This window comes from Mongoliitalea sp. (genome assembly GCF_054166905.1).
Genome location: NZ_JBSZCK010000029.1, coordinates 1 through 21,079 on the forward strand (window position 1 = coordinate 1; position 21,079 = coordinate 21,079).

Genomic DNA, 21,079 nt, shown 5'->3' on the forward strand with positions numbered 1-21,079 from the left:
TAATAATAATTTAGTAGCAGGATTTCGAGTGAAGTCTTACTGGCCAGTTTTTTATCATTATCAAAATTTATTTCACATGAAGAAGTTCATTTTCTCAGCTGCTTTGATTGCAGCAATGGCGTATTTTCCTGTTGGAAAAGGGTATTCTCAAGCGTCGATAGATCCTGGTGAAGGAGAAGGTACTTGGATTTGTTGTCAGGTAAATTCTAATATAAGTTGTCCAGACCGGTTTGGTTTCCCTGATTATGAAAATTCTGTTAAAAGAACTGGAATTAAAACTTGTTCATAATCAGGCTATCAAAAATTTTTAAACAGTTTTAGTCTGACCCTTTGAAAGGGTCAGACTATTTAATTGCTATGAAAAAACACAAAATAATACTATCATTTTTGACAATACTTGCTTTTTGCATGTCTTGCAAAAAACATGAAACTAATGAAATACCTAAATTCAAACTAGCAGATTTCCATGAAACTAAAACATTAAATGGAAAAAAATATTTTTTCCCCGATATCCTTAAACCTTCTAGGATTCTATTCAAAAATGGTAAGTTGATCATTTCAGATCGATCTGGAATATCAATCTTACATAAAGTAGACATAAAATCAATGACTTATGAACATGAGATTGGGCAGATCGGCTGGGGACCTGGAGAAATCCCCGGAGTGTGGAATATTGACCCTGGGGTTGATGAAAACATGTTTTGGGTTTATTCCAATACTGGAAAACTGTTTGCAGCCTATGACTTGAATGATACAACTCCTAAGCAGCTGTACACCGATGTAGTTAAACAAAATGAAAACTGGTATTTAGCAACAAGTCTTCGTAAAGTCGACCACAAGGTATTTATAGGAAGGATGATCAATGGCGAAGATCAGTTTGTAGTATTTGACTCACTGGGTCATATCAAGCAAAAGATTGGTAAATGGGCAGAAGTGATGCCAAAGCTAAGTTATGACCCTTACTTGATAGCAGATCTCCACCAAGGAGACTTAGTGGGAAATGCCAAGAAAGGTATTTTTGTATTACCAAGTATATATGTAGACCGAATCGAAATAATTGACTTGAATCAAGGAACAAAGAAAACTGTCATTGGACCTTTGGACTATTATCCTGATTATAAACTCATAAAAAGCCGTGGACAACAAGAAATCATTCCAGACTTCAACACTACGATTTTAAACTACAACACCGGCTTTGTTGGAGAAAAGGAAATTTTTCTTGCTTACTTTGGATCTTCGAGAGAGGAAAGTGACGGAGAAGTTGACGTGAAAAATATTTTCGTGCTTGATTTTGATGGTAAACCTCTTAGGCGCTTTATTCTAGATCAAGCGGTTTTGAATATTACAGTTGACGAACAACAAAGAAAAATCTACGGCACTTCTACCGATAGAGAACCCGGAATCATAGTATTTAAGTACTGAAACACACCTCCACCTGTCAGAATATATCCCATTTTCTTACCTGTTGTCATAACTTTTGATAAATTCTGTCATCGCTTTCTGCCAATCTGACGTGATTTTTCCTCAAAATCTCCTTGGCACATGCATTGATTCAGAGGCAATGTAAACAATTTGTAATCAATTAAGACATACATATATCATGGGAAAAATCATAGGTATTGACTTGGGTACTACCAACTCCTGCGTTGCCGTAATGGAAGGTAACGAACCTGTAGTAATCCAAAACTCAGAAGGTAGAAGAACTACTCCTTCCATCGTCGCTTTCTTGGACAATGGAAATGGTGAAAGAAAAGTAGGTGACCCTGCGAAGCGTCAGGCCATCACCAACCCTGCCAACACAATCTCTTCTGTCAAAAGATTTATGGGTAAGAAGTTCTCCGAAGTTTCTGAAGAGAAAAAACACGCTTCTTACAAGGTAGAGCAAGGCTCAAATGACACGGTTGCCGTAAAAATCGGTGATCGTTCCTACACTCCTCAAGAGCTTTCTGCCATGATTCTTCAGAAAATGAAGTCTACAGCAGAAGATTTCTTAGGCCAAACAGTAACAGAAGCCGTTATCACCGTACCTGCTTACTTCAACGATGCAGAAAGACAAGCAACCAAAGAAGCTGGTCAGATTGCTGGTTTGGAAGTAAAAAGAATCATCAACGAGCCTACAGCAGCAGCTTTGGCTTACGGGATGGACAAGAAAAATCAGGACATGAAAATCGCTGTGTATGACCTTGGTGGTGGTACATTCGATATTTCTATCTTGGAATTAGGTGACGGTGTATTCGAAGTAAAATCTACCAACGGTGATGTACACCTCGGTGGTGATGACTTTGATCAAGTAATCATGAACTGGTTGGCTGAGGAATTCAAGTCTGAAGAGCAAATCGACTTGAGATTGGACCCGATGGCCTTACAGCGCTTGAAAGAAGCTTCTGAAAAAGCAAAGATTGAATTGTCAAGTTCAGCTTCTACAGAAATCAACCTTCCATACATCACAGCTACGCAGACCGGTCCTAAGCACTTGGTAAGAACACTTTCAAGAGCAAAATTTGAATCGTTGTCTGAGGACTTGGTAAGAAGATCCATGGAGCCTTGTAAGAAGGCGCTTCAAGATGCAGGTCTTTCCGCTTCTGAAATCGACGAAGTTATCTTGGTAGGTGGTTCTACACGAATCCCAAAAATCCAGGAGGAAGTTGAAAAATTCTTCGGCAAAAAACCTTCCAAAGGTGTAAACCCGGATGAGGTTGTAGCAATTGGTGCTGCTATTCAAGGTGGTGTATTGACAGGTGAGGTGAAAGATGTCTTGTTACTAGATGTAACACCATTGTCCTTAGGTATTGAAACGATGGGTGGTGTATTCACCAAACTCATCGAAGCCAATACTACTATTCCTTCCAAAAAATCTGAAGTATTCTCCACAGCCGCTGACAATCAGCCTGCAGTAGATATCCACGTTTTGCAAGGAGAGCGTCCAATGGCAAAAGATAACAGAAGCATCGGTAGATTCCAGCTTTCTGATATCCCACCAGCACCAAGAGGTGTACCTCAAATCGAAGTTACCTTCGACATCGATGCCAACGGTATCTTGAATGTGTCTGCTAAAGATAAGGGAACAGGCAAAGAGCAGAAAATCAAAATTGAAGCATCTTCAGGCTTATCTCAAGATGATATTGAGCGCATGAAGCGTGAGGCAGAAGCCAATGCTGCTGCTGACAAAGCTGAAAAAGAGAAAATCGAGAAGTTGAATCAGGCTGACAGTTTGGTATTCCAGACAGAAAAGCAATTGAAAGAGTATGGAGACAAGTTGTCAGATGGCAACAAAGCGAATATCTCTTCTGCTTTGGAGGCCTTGAAATCATCTCATCAGTCTCAGGATTTAGCTGGTATTGATGCTGCTATGGAAAACTTGAATAAAGCTTGGGAAGCTGCTTCTCAGGAAATCTACAATGCCACTCAAGGTGCAGGCGCTCAGCCAGGCCCTGATGCAGGTGCCAATGCTGGCAATGCCGGTGACGGTGTATCGGATGTAGATTACGAAGAGGTTTCCGAAGACAAAAAATAATTCACATCTAAACCAACAAAAAACGGCATCTGTAGCGAGACTATGGATGCCTTTTTTTGTAGAAGCGAGAGGTTAGAGGCGAGAGATTAGAAAAATAAGGAGGAGGGATGAAGGATGAAGGATGAAAAGATGTATAGCGAGAAATCTTGGGGGTTAGAGAGTGAAATATGCTTGCTTCGACAAGCTCAGCACAAGTGCGCGAAATAAATTGATATATGGCCTACTTCGACAAGCTCAGCACAAGTTCGGCGAAATATTAGGGGCATGTCAATAATAAGATCATTCCTAAAAAAATCGAGTATATTCAATACGAATACATCCGAGTCTAGTTTCTTTATCTCTCGCTTCTCGCTTCTATCACGCGAATCCCTACTTGGTTCTTTGTACTTAGTACTTGGTACACTATGTCCATTTCCAGTTTTTCGATTCTCGTCTTTTTCTCGCTTCTCGCTTCTCGTCTCTCGCTTCTACAACACCCTCTTGTTTCTTGCATCTTGATTCTTGGTTCTAAACAACATATCGTTAATAATACTACTCATGAAACTGACTGCTGATAATAAATTAAAAAAACTCATCATCGTAGGTGATCGGGTATTGATTAAGTTGAAAAAATCAGATGAGCGAACTTCCACTGGGCTGTACTTGCCACCGGGCGTACAGGAAAAGGAGAAGATTCAACAAGGCTACATCATCAAAACAGGTCCAGGATATCCTATCCCTGCCCCGGTAGAAGATGATGAACCTTGGAAAGACAGAGAGGAAAGTATTAAGTATATTCCTTTGCAGGCTAAGGAAGGAGATTTGGCCATCTTTCTGCTCAATGGCAGCTATGAGGTTATGTATGAAGGCGAAAAATACTATATCGTACCCCAGCATTCCATACTGATGCTGGAAAGGGAAGAGGAACTGTGAACACAGTGAGAAGTGGGCAGTGAACAGTGAACAGTGAGCAATGAACAGTGCTTGTGTTGCAATGAACAGTGCTTGTGTTGAGCGGAGTTGAAGGGATGAAGGTTGAAGGATGAAGGATGAATTAGTGGGGATTAAATCCGTCTGTGGGTTTTAACCCACGACTTTAATTGATTTTTTGGGGATAAAATTTGTTTGAATTCTTAAAGCATACACGCATCAATAGCCGTGGATTTTAATCCCCGGCATTGAAGGAGAAATGAACAATGAACAGTTAGCATGTGAGGAGTTGAAGCAAATATTGAAGAATTGAAAATTAAGAATGAGGAATTAGGAATGAAAAAATGCCCCCTAATTCCCATTTATACGCCACCCTATTCGAAATTTACAAATTCGGGGAATAGATAAGGGAAATATTTAATCCCCTACGGGATTTATTTATTCCCCCCGCAGCTACAAAAAAATAACGTGGGACTAATTCAGCAAATCAATACCAAATCCTCATTTGCAAAGGCAACATAATTGTAGCAAGGTGTCTCTACTCCTACATTTTTCTGTGAATTCCGCGCTTTCTGCGAGAAGCCCTTACTGATATCGGATTTCGAAATAATCCAACATCGCTTTAAAATTATCCTGAGCAGTTAAACAGGTATCCATCAAAAATTTTCTGATCTGGGGCCATTCTTGAAGTCCACGGTAATAAAAAAACTTAAGGTTTTCGTCAATAATAAAAGGCACCACTTGATTAGCCAAACATTCCTTTAACATAATCAACCTTCCAACTCTTCCATTTCCATCTTGAAAGGGATGTATCATCTCAAATTCATAATGAAAGCTGATGATGTCTTCAATCGTTTTTTTTGATTTTCTATGATACGATTGGAGTAGATTGCTCATCCTAGCAGCAACCTCCTTTGGTGGACAGGTTTCGTTCCCTCCAACTTCGTTAGGAAGCCGCTTGTATTCCCCAACATTGAACCAATCCTTCCTGCTATCCGAAGTGCCTGTTTTAAGAAAAAAGTGGAGTTGTTTGATAAAAGACTCAGATAACTTCATATGTGCCTTTTCAATCACTAAATCAATACATCTGAAGTGATTCGTTGTTTCAATGATATCATCCACATTGATACTTTCTGAAAATGCTCCAATGGTATTGGTCTCAAAAATAAACCGTGTCTGATCTTGGGTAAGTTTACTTCCCTCTATCCTGTTAGAGTTATAGGTCAATTCTACTTGCACCTTGTGATAAATCCCTCCTTTCAACTTCATTTCCTTTTGTTCCCTTAGGACATCAAGTAAAGTATCACTACTTTTCCTTTTCATGAATGTGATTTTTGAATCCTCCGGGATATTCCAGGTTTTCCCCGTCAAAAAAGCTCCCTTAATTTTTCCATTAGCACAATAATGCCTTACCGTCCTTGGGGATAGCTTATTTAACTTGGCAAATTCATTGACTGATAAATATAACATATTGGTATTTATTTGCCGATATCGGCAAATAACTTACCAAATATAAAGAATTATCGGGAATTATTGCCGTTGTAGGCAATTGACAGTGTGGGAATTTTTCTCAAAAAATCATTAAAACAACACATAATTCCTCAAAGAAGTCTGCCAATCTACGTCCATCGGCAATTCGATAAACTTCCCTTCAGGGGTAATCAGCATTTTTGTGGGATATTTCGTAATACCCAAGGTATCCTTCAACTCACTGGAGATTTCACTTACAGGAAAGGTGTATTTATTTTTTTTCATAAATCCCATCAAGTTCCGAGACATATAAGACAGCGTGTATATATTGAGATTGCTTGTAGAGTTGAGTAAGTTATTGGCATAAAAGGGCTGGAAATTTGGCAGATCTTTCACACATGGGACACACCAAGTTCCCCATACATATACGTAACTCCAATGTTCTTTTGGTGAGGCTAATTCTAATACTTCATCTCCAAATGGAATACTCAGCTGTGGAAGGTCTATTGCCTTGCTGTTAATAAATTCTCTCCAAAATATTTCAAACGATGCATTTTCCCCGTGTTTACTTGAAAATCGTTCTTTCAAGGCTTTGAGATTATCATCTGTTGGCTGCATAAAAGCAAATTCTGCCAACAATTCGATGGAATCACTATCACCACTGTTTTCCACCCGGTATGCTTGATATTTACTCCTAAAACCTACATGTATCCCATTGAATCCTGTTAAAAGCAAGGCGTCATGATAAGCGCCATAGCTATTTAGTTCATCCAATTCATCAGGGCTAAATTCAGCTGCTTTCTTTAAAAACTCTTCTTTTTCCTCTATATCTGAAAAAAGATAATCGTATGAATAAGCAACAAGAAAACGATTGGACGCCCGTGTTGTGTATTCCAAATAATCTTCCGGTATGTCAATCAGATACGGATAGGCTTCCAGCCGAGCAATATTGTTTGCTACAACTTGTTTTCTAAAGTCCTCCGATGCAGCATTTTTCTTCACTAATTCCTGTAGTGTCAATTGAGCATACCGTTCTACCTTCGCGTATTTATGAAAATTTTCTTCCTGCAGCCTGAGCAAATCTTCCCGGATCAAGGCATATTCTTCTTCGTCTTGTTCTGCAACAGCCCGGGCCCATAAATAAAGCGGTGCCAATGCTTCTTGTTGATTGGCATCAGCCTTTTCCCGTAGGGCTCCCAAATAATCCCTCCAATACCTATTTTCATCTTGTTGGATCAACCTAACTAACCTATCGTGCATGGTACTGTAGAAAAAGCTCTCACGTTGCTCATACAACTCCTCGGATTTTTTTATTGCCTTCTCGGTTTGGCCTTTTTCCCAAGCACGCTCAACTGAAGCTGAGGTTTTAGCAATTTGCTTAAAAGTCTGACTCCAACATACCTGAGAAGTAGCCAAAAAGATGCAAACAAGTATTAGTCTTACCATACATACAACAATATTGATTACCTAAAAACAAAAATTTATACGTGATTACTTGAAATTGGTTAATATGAAATAGCTGAGTTTTGATGCAAAAAGCTATTTGGAATACCAAGTTGCCACGACTGACAAATTTATACTGACTATCCTAACACGTTAAAAATCCACTATTTACTCGATTGAACACCATGTCCTGCCCTGAAAGGACAGCAAAACAGTGACCACGGACAAGACCTTTGGGCAGGCAATCTCAACTCCTTAGCCCTGATAGGGCAGCAAAACAATAACCGCAGGTAAAGACTCCTAGATTAGTCCCTATTCTCGCTAACACTGCCCTGAAAGGGCAACAAAAGTATCCGTGGGCGAGACCTGTGGATAGGCAACCACAACTCTACACCCTGCCCTGAAAGGGCAACAAAACAGTAACCGTGGGTCTTGACCCGTGGACCAAGCCAGTCTTTATTCTCTACCTGCCCTGAAGGGGTAGCACTACAACTAGGCATTATATTCAATCCCCCAACATATACTTTTCATCAAATGCAACTCCATGTTCTTCTAATAATCTTTTGTATTCATCATAGAAAGACTCTTTCCGATGATGTATTTTTTGATTTTTAATGTAATGGATGACCGCTGATTTCTCTTTAAAACTTACGGTAAAACTCCCATATCCACTCCGCCATCCTTTGAAATTTTTAATTTCTGGATGCTCTTTCAACCAGTCTCCTGCTGCTCTTTTTAATCCTTTTATAAAATCAACCAAACATATACTTGGGTGAATGTCTGTTAAAATATGAACATGGTCCTCTGTTCCGTTGATTTGATAAAGTTTACAGTTTTTATTTTTCGTAAACCCCCAGATATATCTGTATAAGTCTAGACAAAATTTGTCTGGAATTACACGTTCATTGGATTTTGTTCCAATGATAATATGATAGAAGTTTTGTCTGTATGAACTCATAGTTGAATTTTTTTACCTAAAATAGGCCCCAGACTATTGAGCCCCAAAAAACTTATTGAAATTAAATACTTAATTTCAGTAAGATATTTTAATATTGTTAAACCTTGTCTAGCTCTCTACCAAATACCATCAAAAGGCAAAACCACGGATTTTTATCCTTAGACAAGCAATTGCAACTCCTACACCATGCCCTGAAAGGGCATTAAAACAATAACCACGGGTCTTGACCCGTGGATAAAGCGCAACTCCCAATTGGTCTGCCCTTAAGGGGCAGCAGCATCAGCCAATTTAATAGAGATATTCTCTCAAAATCAACAGATAATACAAGCCCTTCAGGCTTGGCCTGTACTTAATATCATCCTGCACCATGGGTTTTGAAAACCCATGGTTACTATTGTGGAACCCTTTTCAAGGGTTCTTAGCACTTAAAGGTTAGTACAACATACTCACTATAAGTTAACCTTTCCTTCTCCTGCCCTGAAAGGGCAATAAAACAGTAACCACGGGTCTCGACCCGTGGATCAAGTCCAACCCCAACTGGTCTGCCCTGAAGGGGCAGCAGCATCAACCAAGCTGATGAAGATATCCTCTAAAAATCAATTGATAATACAAGCCCTTCAGGCTTGGCCTGTACTTAATATCATCCTGCACCATGGGTTTTGAAAACCCATGGTTACTATTGTGGAACCCTTTCCAAGGGTTCTTAGCCCAAAATTACCATGGTTGTAGTGCTCTTCCGCTTACTCAATGTCATCTTCACTTTTCCTCAAATTCAGAAAATTAATAAGTATACACAAACTGAATCTTAACTCAGAATAATGGAAAATCCACTAGCTTCACCCTGCCCTGAAAGGACAGCAAAACAGTAACTACAGGCAAGACCTTTGGGCGGGCAATCTAAACTCCGTAGATCTGATAGGGCAGCAAAACAATAACCGCGTGTAAAGACACGTAGATCAGCCCCTATTCTCGCTAACCCTGCCCTGAAAGGGCAAAAAAAAGTATCCGTGGGTCGATACCTGTGGATAGACAACAACAACTCCTATACCCTGCCCTGAAAGGGCAACAAAATAGTAACCACGGGTCTTGACCCGTGGACCAAGTGCAGACTCCTCTAGGACTGCCCTGAAGGGGCAGCACTAACACCAGCTATCTAGAGCAACACATAATTCCTCAGATAACTTTGCCAATCAAACCCAAAGGGGATAATCACATAATTTCCATCCGGAGAAATCAAGATTTTGGTCGGGTAACCTTGGATTCCTAGAACTTCGGTCATATCATACGTAATCTCAGAGACAGGAAAGTCATAGCCATTTTTCTTCATGAAAGCCTGAAGATTTTTCGATCCGAAAGAAAGGGTGTAAATTCTCAACTTTCCATCTTCCCTTTCGAGATTTTTGGCATAAAAATCCTGTAGTTTTGGTAAGTCTTTGACACAAGGACCGCACCAAGTGCCCCACACATATACATAGGTCCAAGAATCCGATGATTTGGCAAAATCCAATACCTCGGAATCGAAAGGGATACGGACTCTTGGAATCGGTCTTCCCTTACTATGGATAAAATTGCCCCAATACTGTTCAAAAGACTCCTCCTTTCTCGAGCTTTCGTAAAACTCTCTCAAGGAAGTCATATGAGCGTCTGTTGGCTCCGTAAATGTCAGTTCAGCCAACATTTCAAAAGTTACTTTCTCTTGCTTATGAATAGACAAAAACTCCTGATACTTGGACTTAAATCCGATATCTTTTCCATTACCAGTTAGTAGAACAGCATCGTAAAAATAGGCCGTAAAATTCGCTTGATCGGATAAATCAGGACTGTACTCGGCCGCCTTAGCCAAATACTCTTCCTCAGGTGCCACATGGGAAAATAAAAAGTCATAACTACTAGCCAACATATACCGCTTCCATGCCCGGTTCTGCCCATTTTTACGGTCCGATGGGATTTCATGAATCCAAGGATCGGAAGTTAGTCTCTTGATATTCTTTTCTAAAATTGCTTCGACTGTAGCTTGATCGATTGCCTCTTTTTTGATTAAATCTTGCAAAACAAGTAGAACATACAACTCTGACTTGGAAATGTCTGGTTGATATTCCTTTTGCATTTGAATCAACTCTTGCTGTATGCCTGCTAAATCCTCAGAATCACTAGTCGGCAAGGATCTGCTCCAGAACAAAATTGGCTCAATCAGTTGATTGATGGCGACATCATCCAATGCATATAATTGCTCCAAATAATTCAATCCAATTTGATTGTTTTGTTTCTTGATTTTTTGTGCTAAATCAGCATGGATTCTTTGGGCAAACATATCCTGGTCTATACTATACAACTCCACAGAATTTTTGACTGCCTTGTCAATCTTTCCCTTCTCCCATAACTTATCCAGGGAATTCGATAAGCGAATGGCTTTTAAAATTGACTGAGCATTTGCAGTCATTGAAAAAGTCAAAAAAAACAAAGTAATGAGTACAACATTTTTCTTCATCAACATCCGATTAAGGGTAAAAGAACTCAACTATCTAGTTTGGTAAAAACACCTGACAACAAAATCCATACGTGCTAAACTCATTAAAGTTACCTTTAAAAATAGTTACCTGCAACCCCAAAAAAACAGAAACTCTAAAATCTTTCGTATGGATTACCGAAAACCATAAATCCTATCCATTCGATTAAACAAAAAGGTAGGCGTTGCCTACCTTTTCTTTCATTTTTTTTCCGTGTGTTCTGCGCTTTCCGCAAGCCCTTCCTTAGTACCCTCCTTGCATTAAAATCACTAATAATGCTTGCTGAATGGCCAAGTACCCATCTTTATTAATCCAAAATTCATCTAAGCTATGAACTCCCCCACCTATGCCACCACGACCAATTGTCACGGCTGGAATTCCTTTGGGAAAAGCAATATTCGCATTGGTTGAACCTGCGCTGAGAATGGGAGCCTTTCCTGAAAGGAATTTGGCGGTAGCCATTACCTGTTGGATAAGCTCCGAACTAGGATCTGCCATACCTGAGGGTCTATCGCCTACTTTTTCCACCTCCATAGTCAAGGGAGTACCTCTTCGAATGATGGCATTTTCCTTTTGTAAGCCCTCTTCCATGGCTTTCAAAAACAGCTGATTGATACCTTGAAGCTTTTCCTGACTTTCAGATCGCATATCCACCAACATAAAGGATTCAAATGGAATAGAATTGACGGAAGTACCTCCTCCTAAAACAGAAACACTGTAGGTAGTTTTTGGACCTGCTTTGGTAAAGGCATCCGCTTGTGGAATAAATGCTGAAACTGCCTGAGCTAGGGCATTATGAGGATTCCCAATTCCAAATGCCCCATACGAATGACCACCACTTCCTTTGAAGGTCACTTTGTACCGCAGCGAACCTATACCCCCGTTGACAATATCCTCCACCGCACCACCATCGATGGCAATGTGGGCATCGATTTTGGGTGCCCCTTCTCTAAACAAGTGCTTCATTCCCAATAAATCTCCCAATCCTTCCTCACCCACTGTGCCTGCAAACCAAATATCATGTGTAGTACGGATATCTTGATCGTTCATGGTCTTCAGTAATGCAATGACTACTGCTAAAGCACGGTTAGCATCAGAAATACCAGGAGCAAATAAGGTATCCCCCTTTTGCCTGACTGTCACATCCGTGCCAAAAGGAAAAACGGTATCTAAATGGCCTTCAACCAAGATGGTTTTCGAGGAGTTTGTCCCTTTTCTCAAAGCAATCACATTACCCACCTTATCCGTCCACACCTCGTCAGCTCCGGATTGGCGAAGCATTTCTTTGAATACCTTCCCTTTTTCAGCTTCATGAAAGGATGGCGAAGGGATTTCCGTAAGGGTAATCATATCCGCAATGGTCTGTTTGTCAATTTGGCGGATGTAGGAAAAAGCTTGCTGAATGCGGGAATCCTTCACCAATTGCTCTACACGCTGTGTGTAGACAGGCTCAATTTTCTGTGCAAAAAGGAAAGAAGTATGTAGAAATGCTAACAGCGTTAGACCAAGAATTCGATTCATGATAAGGACGATTTTATGCCTTGAAATTGAACATAAATATTTACAGTCCAAAACCGCTTGTTAAATTTTCATTTCTCACTCACACTGTTCACTTTTCATTGTTCATTGTTTTCATCCTTCCGCCTTCATCCTTCATCCCTTATCTCCTGCTTCTCGCCTCTCGCCTCTCTCTCGCTTCTAATTCAGGTACCTAAGCCTGTCGAAGGGCTAGCTTCTCTCCCAACCAACACCATCGGATCCTGCTTCAGCAAATAGACCAAAGACTGATAAAGCTCTGGATTATAGGTCTTCAATTCAGCGGATTTTTCAAAAAACAGCTCGAGAGCAACAGCAAAAAACTCGTGTTTATTCGTCCCAGCATATGCTCGAAAAATACTGTATTCCTCTCCTTTAGAGATTTTTTCCATTTGGGCATAGGCATGTTCTGCATACTGCCTCCAGCGGGTTGGGTTGAATACCACGCTACCTATATTGTAGTGAATTTGATTTTCCAATTTCAAGGCATGGGCCATCTCATGGATTCCCAAGTTTCTACCAGAGACAGGATCCCCTACCCCTTCCAAAAAATTGATCATACTCAAAACGATGATCCCCAATTTGGGATTCACTTCACCAAAATGATATTGCTGATTGATGGTGGAGTAATAGGAATCGGGGTAAACCAAAACCTTATTAAAATGCTCAAATCGAAAGTCCCGAAAACCAAAAGAGACTTTCACAGCAGTTGCAGCAATCAACAGCCTGACTTTTGGAGGAATTTCCTTGAGTTCTCCACGGGGGATGAATTTTTTCTGATCCAAAAAGAAAAATACCCGCTCTTCAAACTCTTTTTGATGATCCATTGAAAGGCCCGCATAATAGGGGAAAAAGCGATTTAAAAAACCCTTTTGTTCTTCGCTCAATTGAATCCCCAGCACCTTGTACTTTACACTTTTATAGCCTACATACAGCCACTCTGCAATATCCAAAAGCAAGGAAAAAAGAAACATTGGTCTAAAATTTGTGGTTTTTTTTTGAAATAAACTCAGAAAATTTTAAAAATACGGATTTTTACATCTTTAATTCATTTCATTAAAACCCAACTACATTTTGCGATTTCTAAAAAAAATCAACTCCCTTTCATTTGTTGTCATTCTTCTAAGCTCCTTTTTTACCAATCAAGTAAGCGGACAAATCCTAAATATCGAACGTTATCGCCTCCAAAAAGACAGCACTAAAAATTTTATTGCCAAAGCCACTGGAGGGTTAAACGTTTTTAATCGAAGTGCTTCCGTAGAAGACCCAGTAAATCTATTCGGGTATAATCTGGATATCAATTCTTTGTACCAGCCTGGTAAACACGCCTTCATATTTGTCACAAAATTCGACTATTTGAGAATCAACGACTCCGACTTTCTAAACTTTGGACTAGTCCATGGGCGGGTGGTTTTTAACAGGGATAGTAAGTCCCATGTGGAGGCCTACACTCAATATTCCTTTGATAATTTTAGAGGATTGGCTCCTCGTTGGATTATCGGAGGAACGTGGCGAAATAGACTGATCAATACGACCAAAAGTACCTTTGTAATCGGAATCGGTGCACTGAAAGAATGGGAAACTTGGCAGCATCCCGTGAATGAAGAATTTATTAATGTAAACTTTATCAAAAGTGCTAATTATCTTTCCCTGCGACAATCTATCAATGATTTTGTAGATTTAAATACGGTAATTTATTTCCAAACGGGTTATGACAGCGATATCAGTTCCCTCAGGAACCGCCTATCGGGCAATATCAATTTAAATACAAAAATCACAGAGTTGTTCTCATTTACCAATTCTTTTGAGTTCTCCTATGAGGATAACCCTATCGTACCTATTACTCCATTTATTTTCAATTTTCGAACGGGAATTTCCTTTGATTTTTAATTGAGTAGCTGATAGCGGTTTAGTAAAAAAATAATGATTATTGCAGGCCAAAGCTTCCAGCAACTTGCAATAATTTTATATCTTGCGCTGATGGAAAATTTTGTTGTTTCAGCTAGAAAGTATAGACCTTCCAATTTCAAAAGTGTGGTGGGGCAAAGCCATATTACCACTACACTTAAAAATGCGATCAAAAATAACCATTTGGCGCAGGCATTTCTGTTTTGTGGCCCAAGAGGGGTTGGCAAAACTACATGTGCGCGTATTTTGGCCAAAACGATCAACTGTCAAAACAAAACAGCTGAATTTGAAGCTTGCAATACCTGTGATTCTTGCAAAGCATTCAATAACAATGCTTCCTTCAACATCCACGAATTGGATGCTGCATCTAATAACTCGGTAGATGATATTCGTAACCTCGTAGATCAGGTTCGGTATGCACCTCAGCAGGGTCAATACAAGGTCTATATCATAGATGAGGTTCACATGCTATCCAATCAGGCCTTCAATGCGTTTTTGAAAACCTTGGAGGAGCCTCCTAGCTACGCCATTTTCATCTTGGCTACTACCGAAAAGCATAAAATCATCCCGACCATTCTTTCCCGTTGTCAGATATTTGATTTCAACCGTATCCAAATCAATGATATGGCTGAACACTTGCAATACATTGCAGGTGCAGAAAAAATCGAAGCTGAGGAAGAGGCCTTGAGATTGATCGCAACCAAGGCTGATGGAGCTTTAAGAGATGCCCTTTCTATTTTTGACTTGATAGTCACCTACTCAGCAGGCAACAAACTGACCTATCAGGAAACGATCAGCAACCTTCATATCTTGGATTATGACTACTACTTCAAAGTAATAGATGCCTTATTGGAAGGAAGTATCGCTAAAGTGCTCTTGATTTTTGATGAAATCTTGAAAAAAGGTTTCGATGGTCACAATTTCATCGTGGGACTGTCCGAACACCTACGGGATTTGATGGTCTGCAAGGATGAATCTACGATCCAACTCATTCAAGTTTCTGAAACAATCAAAAAACGCTACTTGGAGCAATCAACATCTGCTTCCCTTTCCTTTTTACTATCCGCACTCAACATAAGCAATCAATGCGACATTCACTACAAAGGTAGTAAAAACCAGCGACTCCATGTAGAATTAGCCTTGATGAAAATGGCTAAGTTACCGCATGCCATTGCCTTAGCGGCAGCAGCAGATGAGTCAAAAAAAAAAGTCTGAGTGAGGAGCAGTCCAGCCCTGAAGTAAAACCTGCACTTGTAAAAACAGTCAGTCAAATGACTGTCAAAAAAACAGTAGTACAAAAGACCATTGCTATCCCCAAAAGTATTGCAGATGCGCAGGTGATTGCTAATGAAAACCCTCAATCAACCACAGTAGCAACCTCAGAAGAAGACATCAAAAATGAAGTCAAAGAGGCTCCTGCATTGGCTGAAACTTTTGATTTGCCCAAACTCAACTATGTACTTTCTGAAATTATCGAAGACTTCAAATCAAATCATAAAAACTTAGAAATAACTGTTCTAAAACAGGAAGTGAAGTTGGATGGTGAAAAAATAATTTTCCAACTGAACGGAGAGATTCAGGAAGAGATTTTCCAGAAACTTAGACCAGAGCTTTTGGGAATTCTTCGTAGAAAACTCAACAATTACAGTATTTCCCTAGCTGCTGAATTGGTTGAAGAAGATGAAGAAAGTTCTGCTCAGCGGCTTTACACCAATTCGGACAAGCTCCGTTTTTTGCTACAAAAATCTCCGGCACTCGGTGAGTTACAAAAACGATTTGGGCTGGAAACTGACTTCTAAAAGTCAATCCCCAGTCCAAAATTTATCATGTTTTGGAGCTGTATTGCCTGTCTCGGGGGGCCTGATTCCTGCTGAATAAATACCCGCTCATCATAAATCAAAATTGTCTCAATCCGGGTGGTAATGTACTTGTTTACCCGCATAGAAATGACCGAGTTAAAATTCACCACAAAATTCCCGAGCCGCTCGAAGTTAGTAAAGAGATTTAAGTCAGCTCTCCAACGTATATTTTCGATAATTTCGAAATCAGTCTGAGAGCTAAAGGAAAGACCGGCCTCCGCCAATACACGTTCTCCAGGTATCACACCAAAAGCACCTGCATTACTCAAAGAGTCATCCATCACAATGGTAAATCGACCTGTAAAAGGAGAAGCAATCAAAGATAAGCGATTATTTTTCTCGTATTGACGGCGATAGTTCAAACCCGTAGAAGATTGCACATAAGCAGGTGCCAAAAAGTCAGACAAGCGAGTCCGGGCATCTTCTTCAGCGCCGGCAGGCCTAAAGAATCGATAACCGGCCAATAGCTGCGTCCGGGCATCAATTTGTGTAGACAAATACCATCGAGGAGTTAATTCGCGCCCGTATTTGGAAATAAATATAAAGTTGTCGTTAGTCTTACGAGTAGCAAAGCGTCTATCAGAGATGCGGTTAAATCCCGCATTGACTGTTAAATTAGAGTCCCAAATAATTGCATCCTTTTTATAATTGGCAAATAACGCTGCACCGGTATTTAATGCCAAATTACTTGCGCCCCCCGCATTCCAGTTTGACAAACTCACTTGTTGTATGCTCAGATTAAAGTTTCCACCTTTTTTCCAAAATATAGGTTTGGGTTTTTCCTTGATAATGATGGAGTCTCCAATCATGATGATGGTGTCTCCACTGATCAATAAGGTATCTGCTTTCAATAAGTCATCCACCTGAGCTACTACTCGTACTGAGCAAATGCTCATAAAAAAGAAGAAACCGATGAGAATTCGTTTCATGAAGATTGCGTGAATAGAATTATTGATAAATCGTCAAACGTTGACCTACTCGAATGGTATTATCTTTTAGATTATTCCATTTTTTGATATCATCCACAGCAACTCCATATCGTTGACTTAATCGGAAGAGTGTTTCTCCAGCCAATACGGTATGGGTAACTGTCTTTCGAGCAGGAGAAGTATTCGTAGGTGTGCTGACAGCGGGAGTCTGAACCTGCTGCTGAGGCTGAACCAAAGGCCTAGAGGGCTGGTTAGTACCTTCCATCAGCTGTTTCAGTTCGCCGGCTGACACATATTGAATATCCTCGTTACGTTTACGATGCTCTTGCAAATATAGAATCATTCCAGGTCTCAACGAATTATCTTCCCGTAATCTATTTTTCGCTTTCAATGCAGCCACCTTCATCCCATACTTTTGAGAGATTGACCAAAAGGTTTCTCCTGGTTTCACGACATGCTCTTTTGCTTCGGCAGTACCTCTTTTGGGCTCGGTATAATAGTATTGGCCTTCTTGAATTTTTTCTCCTTTATCCAAATCGTTGATTTTTCTCAAGCGTCGTTCTTTCAAGCCTACCTGTCTTGCCAACGCTTCTTGAGGCATATTGGCAGCTGCTTGTATCCCATCCAACTCATTTACCTTAATCTGATTGGGTTTGGTTGCCTGCTGCTGATTGCCGGTGATTTTTGGAAAAGCTTCGGTGGAAGTTGCCACAGCAACAGCCCGCTCCACAGACTCACTGCTAGTGCTCGTGTTTCTTCTGACCGCAGGAACAGCAGGTGCACCACCTTGACGGATGTAAAAAACGGAATACGGCTTATCCCCTGGTATACTTCCTTTCGAAGCCCATTTATTATATTCTTTTAAATGTTCTTCCGTAACCCCCAGTCTTGGTGCCAATGCTTTCAAGGTTACGGGCCCCTGAATTCTGGTTTCTTCCAAATAGGACTCAGAGCTGGCAAATAGCTGCCACCGTCCTTCGAATGCTACCTTGTGTGCCAAAAACTTTTTAAAGTACCAATGGGAATTCCGATCAATTTCAATGACTTTTTTTCCGTTGAATTGGTTTCCAAAATATGCTCTAGCGCCCCCCAATCCCATTTGATAAGATACCAAAGCACACATCCAATTATCAAAAGAGTTATTGTGCTTTTTCACATACAAAGCAGCCCCTCTACTAGAGGAAACAATGTTTTTTCGTTCATCTACCTGAGCATCTACCCGTAGGAAAACCTCCTCGGCTGTTCCTTGTTTAAACTGCCAAAAACCAACTGCATTGGAAGTAGACACGGCGTCAGGAATTAAACTCGACTCTTGAATAACCAAATATTTAAAATCCTCTGGTACACCTGCATTTTTCAATTCACGTTCCACATACGGCATATACAGGGCTACCCGCTCTGCTTTGACACGGAAAAAAGTTGGATTGCGATACAAAGCATCTACATCCAGCTGGATTTCTCTCCTTGCCTGCTCATTGATCAATATTCTCAAATCAGCAAAAGTAATCTCCCGAGGCACTTGGGGGATTTGCTGGGCAGATGCAGGAAATACCCAGCCCAGTACCAAAAGGCAATAAATAAATTTCTGTAATTCCTTTCTCATAATTTTCGGGCCATCATCAGTCCATCACGGATAGGAAGCAAAACATTCTCCACACGTGGATCTTCCTGAACCATTCGATTGTAATCCAATAAAGCCTGCGTATCCTTGTCAATTTTTTGCCCCGGTGCGACCAATACCTTCCCCGACCAGAGCACATTATCTGCCAAAATAATACCCCCAGGATTGACACGATCAATCACCAACTCATAATATTTGTTATAATTCGCTTTATCGGCATCGATAAATACCATATCAAAGCTATCTGCTAATGTAGGAATGATATCCAAGGCATTTCCCAAGCGATAATCAATTTTATTATCCAAACCTGAGCGCTCAAAAAATCCACGGACCATAGGCTCTAACTCATCATTGATATCCAAGGTAATCAATTTCCCATCAGCACCTAACCCTCTAGCCATACATAATCCGGAATAGCCCGTGTAGGTTCCAATTTCCAGAATGACTCTAGGTCTCAACATTTTCACCAAAAGCTCCAATACCTTCCCCTGCAAATGTCCCGAAAGCATCCTCGGCATCAAAACTTTAGCATGCGTCTCTCGGGTAATATGTAGTAATAGCTCATCTTCTGGACTTGTATGGTCCTCGCAGTAAGCCAATAATCGTTCGTCAATAAATTCCATAGTCAGGCTGGTACATATTGTAAGAAACTCAACTGATAAGGATCGTAGACCTCATTGGCTATGTCCATCAAGTCCTCAGCAGTCGTCCCTCTAATTTGGTCAAAGATACTGTCCAAGGATTCAATTTTCCCCTTATCCAACAAATTTTTACCAAATACGAGCATCAATGCAGCATAGTTCTCCTCTGCCATCGCCATTTGTCCAATCGCCTGTTCCTTCGCCATGTGAAGCTGCATGGTTCCCAATCGCTTGGTTCGCAACTTTTCCATTTCTTTTAAAACTAATTTTTTGGCCTTTTTTACTGTATTTTGTTCGGTGCCGAAGAAAACTCCCACAAAGCCCGTATCCGAATAGGCTTGGTAGGTAGATTCTACACTATATACGTATCCGTACTTTTCCCTCAAAGCCAAATTCAGACGACTATTCATACTTGGGCCACCCAAGATATTGTTGAGTAAGTATAACTGAAACCTTCGCTTGTCATACAAGGAATATGCTGGCTGACCTATAGCACAATGGGCCTGTGTAATTTCGCGTTCCACTACTTTGTCAGCTGGACTGTATTGGAGAAAAGGACTTCGGACATAGAGACTTCTCTTAACAGGAATTCCTGCCAAGAAACTCTCAACTCGCTGCAAAACCTTTGTAAAAGGAATATTTCCCACAACAGAAAAAACAAGCTGGGTAGTATCCATTCGAGAAGAAATGAAATCAAAAAAATCCTGTTGGGAAAAACTTTTTACTGTCTCCTCCCTTCCCAAAATATTTCTACCCAAAGCATGACCTTCAAAAACCATGGCATCGAAATCATCTTGGATAGAATCATCCGGAGAGTCTCTGTACATGGACATTTCCTCTAAGATCACCTGTCGTTCCTTTTCTATTTGCTTTTGAGGGAAGGTGGAATTAAACGTAATGTCACAAAGTAATTCGGCTGCTTTGCCAAAATGTTCCTTTAGTGTCGTAGCGTAAAAACAGATCTTCTCTTTTGTGGTATAGGCATTCAACTCTCCGCCCAAGGACTCTAGGCGATTGAGGATATGAAAAGCCTTTCGTTTTTTGGTACCCTTAAAAGCCATGTGCTCCCAAAAGTGCGCCAAGCCCTCTTCCTCCTTAGACTCATCCCTACTTCCGATATTCACTATAAAACCACAATGCACCATCCGCGTATGGGTGACTTCTTGGTGCACGATGCGGATGCCGTTGGGCAATTCCTTGAGATTATACTGCATGCAAACTTTTTCTATGGTAAAGAAACCAATTGATTCCAAGACTTGAAACAAATCCTAAGCGCAACTGATTCAATTACAAAAATAAAAGTGTTTTCGGGATTACAACACTGGAATAGAATTACTGGCAAGAGAAGGGGATTTGGGAGAATAGATTATATTTGTTGGAGGGAGTCAACAGTCCATAGTCAACGGACCACGGTGAGCTGAGCAGTGAGCAGTTGATAAATTAGGAATGCTTGGGCTGAGCGTAGTCGAAGCAAGGAATTAGGAATTAGGAATGAACTGAAAGGATGAAGGAGGAGGGATGAAGGATGAAATTTTAGATCTTAGATTTTAGATTTTAGATTTGAAAGTGGGAAGTAAGTTTCCTTTGCAGGTATGGCGAGAAAAAATGTCGAATGATGAACGTCGAACTCCGAATAATGAATAAATGTAAAGAATGATGGACAGGTCCTATGAAAGGGAATGAAGTTCGTCTGTGGGTTTTAACCCGCGAAAGGAATTAGCATTTATGATCTTCATTCAGTTTATTTTGTGACCAAAACACCCATCAATAGCCGTGGATTTTAA

The 21,079-nt window shown here is 40.4% G+C and carries 17 protein-coding genes; 7 read left to right on the plus strand and 10 right to left on the minus strand.

The annotated features are described in order from the left end of the window. From ACXIUD_RS10865 to ACXIUD_RS10880, 4 genes are all read left to right on the plus strand, one after another. Positions 1 to 289: hypothetical protein (locus ACXIUD_RS10865; protein WP_458052662.1), on the plus strand; the 289-nt coding region annotated here is incomplete at its 5' end. 119 nt (positions 290 to 408) lie between these two features. Continuing rightward, positions 409 to 1,422, plus strand: coding sequence for a BF3164 family lipoprotein (locus ACXIUD_RS10870; protein ID WP_458052663.1), 1,014 nt, complete (start codon positions 409 to 411; stop codon positions 1,420 to 1,422). A 178-nt stretch (positions 1,423 to 1,600) separates the two neighbouring features. Next, complete coding sequence (gene dnaK / locus ACXIUD_RS10875; RefSeq protein WP_458052664.1) at positions 1,601 to 3,514, plus strand: molecular chaperone DnaK; 1,914 nt, start codon at positions 1,601 to 1,603, stop codon at positions 3,512 to 3,514. 537 nt (positions 3,515 to 4,051) lie between these two features. Continuing rightward, entirely contained in the window at positions 4,052 to 4,426 is a 375-nt protein-coding gene (locus ACXIUD_RS10880) for a co-chaperone GroES (RefSeq protein WP_458052665.1), read from the plus strand. A 582-nt stretch (positions 4,427 to 5,008) separates the two neighbouring features. Here the strand turns inward: ACXIUD_RS10880 and ACXIUD_RS10885 are convergent. The 6 genes from ACXIUD_RS10885 to ACXIUD_RS10910 all read right to left on the minus strand — a co-directional run bounded on the left by ACXIUD_RS10885 (position 5,009) and on the right by ACXIUD_RS10910 (position 13,311). Beyond that, positions 5,009 to 5,893, minus strand: a complete 885-nt coding sequence (locus ACXIUD_RS10885; RefSeq protein ID WP_458052666.1) for a Fic family protein — start codon at positions 5,891 to 5,893, stop codon at positions 5,009 to 5,011. Positions 5,894 to 6,004: 111 nt separating this feature from the next. Then, positions 6,005 to 7,339 (minus strand): TlpA family protein disulfide reductase, encoded by a 1,335-nt coding sequence (locus ACXIUD_RS10890; RefSeq protein WP_458052667.1) that lies wholly within the window; start codon positions 7,337 to 7,339, stop codon positions 6,005 to 6,007. Between the two features lie 502 nt (positions 7,340 to 7,841). After that, positions 7,842 to 8,294, minus strand: coding sequence for an IS200/IS605 family transposase (gene tnpA, locus ACXIUD_RS10895; RefSeq protein WP_458052668.1), 453 nt, complete (start codon positions 8,292 to 8,294; stop codon positions 7,842 to 7,844). 1,153 nt (positions 8,295 to 9,447) lie between these two features. Beyond that, on the minus strand, positions 9,448 to 10,782 hold the full coding sequence (locus ACXIUD_RS10900) for a TlpA family protein disulfide reductase (protein ID WP_458052669.1): 1,335 nt from the start codon (positions 10,780 to 10,782) through the stop codon (positions 9,448 to 9,450). 262 nt (positions 10,783 to 11,044) lie between these two features. Next, positions 11,045 to 12,322, minus strand: a complete 1,278-nt coding sequence (locus tag ACXIUD_RS10905; RefSeq protein ID WP_458052670.1) for a M20/M25/M40 family metallo-hydrolase — start codon at positions 12,320 to 12,322, stop codon at positions 11,045 to 11,047. A 182-nt stretch (positions 12,323 to 12,504) separates the two neighbouring features. Then, positions 12,505 to 13,311, minus strand: a complete 807-nt coding sequence (locus ACXIUD_RS10910) for a zinc-dependent peptidase (RefSeq protein ID WP_458052671.1) — start codon at positions 13,309 to 13,311, stop codon at positions 12,505 to 12,507. A gap of 100 nt (positions 13,312 to 13,411) precedes the next feature. On the opposite strand from ACXIUD_RS10910, the gene ACXIUD_RS10915 reads away from it, so the two are divergent. The 3 genes from ACXIUD_RS10915 to ACXIUD_RS10925 all read left to right on the plus strand — a co-directional run bounded on the left by ACXIUD_RS10915 (position 13,412) and on the right by ACXIUD_RS10925 (position 16,044). Beyond that, the gene (locus ACXIUD_RS10915; protein WP_458052672.1) at positions 13,412 to 14,227 is read left to right on the plus strand and encodes a DUF481 domain-containing protein; all 816 of its coding nucleotides are present in this window, start codon (positions 13,412 to 13,414) and stop codon (positions 14,225 to 14,227) included. Between the two features lie 90 nt (positions 14,228 to 14,317). Beyond that, a complete protein-coding gene (locus ACXIUD_RS10920) occupies positions 14,318 to 15,460 on the plus strand; it encodes a DNA polymerase III subunit gamma/tau (RefSeq protein WP_458052673.1) in 1,143 nt (380 codons plus the stop codon). Positions 15,461 to 15,516: 56 nt separating this feature from the next. After that, positions 15,517 to 16,044 carry a DNA polymerase III subunit gamma/tau gene (locus ACXIUD_RS10925; protein WP_458052674.1) on the plus strand — a complete coding sequence of 176 codons (528 nt, stop codon included), beginning with the start codon at positions 15,517 to 15,519 and terminating at the stop codon, positions 16,042 to 16,044. On the opposite strand, the gene ACXIUD_RS10930 is transcribed toward ACXIUD_RS10925, so the two are convergent. From ACXIUD_RS10930 to ACXIUD_RS10945, 4 genes are read right to left on the minus strand one after another with little or no spacing between them, the layout of a single operon-like run. Next, positions 16,041 to 17,000: a DUF3078 domain-containing protein gene (locus tag ACXIUD_RS10930; RefSeq protein WP_458052678.1), complete on the minus strand. Its 960-nt coding sequence runs from the start codon at positions 16,998 to 17,000 to the stop codon at positions 16,041 to 16,043. The genes ACXIUD_RS10925 and ACXIUD_RS10930 overlap by 4 nt on opposite strands. A gap of 52 nt (positions 17,001 to 17,052) precedes the next feature. Next, positions 17,053 to 18,636: a LysM peptidoglycan-binding domain-containing protein gene (locus tag ACXIUD_RS10935; protein WP_458052675.1), complete on the minus strand. Its 1,584-nt coding sequence runs from the start codon at positions 18,634 to 18,636 to the stop codon at positions 17,053 to 17,055. After that, positions 18,633 to 19,277 (minus strand): O-methyltransferase, encoded by a 645-nt coding sequence (locus tag ACXIUD_RS10940; RefSeq protein ID WP_458052676.1) that lies wholly within the window; start codon positions 19,275 to 19,277, stop codon positions 18,633 to 18,635. The genes ACXIUD_RS10935 and ACXIUD_RS10940 overlap by 4 nt, the downstream gene beginning before the upstream one ends. 2 nt (positions 19,278 to 19,279) lie before the next feature. Beyond that, positions 19,280 to 20,509, minus strand: coding sequence for a M16 family metallopeptidase (locus ACXIUD_RS10945; RefSeq protein ID WP_458052677.1), 1,230 nt, complete (start codon positions 20,507 to 20,509; stop codon positions 19,280 to 19,282). Positions 20,510 to 21,079 lie beyond the last annotated feature (570 nt).

Bases quoted from the DNA above. Each gene is read 5' to 3' on its own strand.
- tnpA (WP_458052668.1), bottom strand. From the start codon at position 8,294: ATGAGTTCATACAGACAAAACTTCTATCATATTATCATTGGAACAAAA.
- ACXIUD_RS10870 (WP_458052663.1), top strand. From the start codon at position 409: ATGTCTTGCAAAAAACATGAAACTAATGAAATACCTAAATTCAAACTA.
- ACXIUD_RS10935 (WP_458052675.1), bottom strand. From the start codon at position 18,636: ATGAGAAAGGAATTACAGAAATTTATTTATTGCCTTTTGGTACTGGGC.
- ACXIUD_RS10940 (WP_458052676.1), bottom strand. From the start codon at position 19,277: ATGGAATTTATTGACGAACGATTATTGGCTTACTGCGAGGACCATACA.
- ACXIUD_RS10890 (WP_458052667.1), bottom strand. From the start codon at position 7,339: ATGGTAAGACTAATACTTGTTTGCATCTTTTTGGCTACTTCTCAGGTA.
- ACXIUD_RS10910 (WP_458052671.1), bottom strand. From the start codon at position 13,311: ATGTTTCTTTTTTCCTTGCTTTTGGATATTGCAGAGTGGCTGTATGTA.
- dnaK (WP_458052664.1), top strand. From the start codon at position 1,601: ATGGGAAAAATCATAGGTATTGACTTGGGTACTACCAACTCCTGCGTT.
- ACXIUD_RS10885 (WP_458052666.1), bottom strand. From the start codon at position 5,893: ATGTTATATTTATCAGTCAATGAATTTGCCAAGTTAAATAAGCTATCC.
- ACXIUD_RS10920 (WP_458052673.1), top strand. From the start codon at position 14,318: ATGGAAAATTTTGTTGTTTCAGCTAGAAAGTATAGACCTTCCAATTTC.
- ACXIUD_RS10900 (WP_458052669.1), bottom strand. From the start codon at position 10,782: ATGAAGAAAAATGTTGTACTCATTACTTTGTTTTTTTTGACTTTTTCA.
- ACXIUD_RS10905 (WP_458052670.1), bottom strand. From the start codon at position 12,322: ATGAATCGAATTCTTGGTCTAACGCTGTTAGCATTTCTACATACTTCT.
- ACXIUD_RS10945 (WP_458052677.1), bottom strand. From the start codon at position 20,509: ATGCAGTATAATCTCAAGGAATTGCCCAACGGCATCCGCATCGTGCAC.
- ACXIUD_RS10925 (WP_458052674.1), top strand. From the start codon at position 15,517: ATGACTGTCAAAAAAACAGTAGTACAAAAGACCATTGCTATCCCCAAA.
- ACXIUD_RS10880 (WP_458052665.1), top strand. From the start codon at position 4,052: ATGAAACTGACTGCTGATAATAAATTAAAAAAACTCATCATCGTAGGT.
- ACXIUD_RS10930 (WP_458052678.1), bottom strand. From the start codon at position 17,000: ATGAGCATTTGCTCAGTACGAGTAGTAGCTCAGGTGGATGACTTATTG.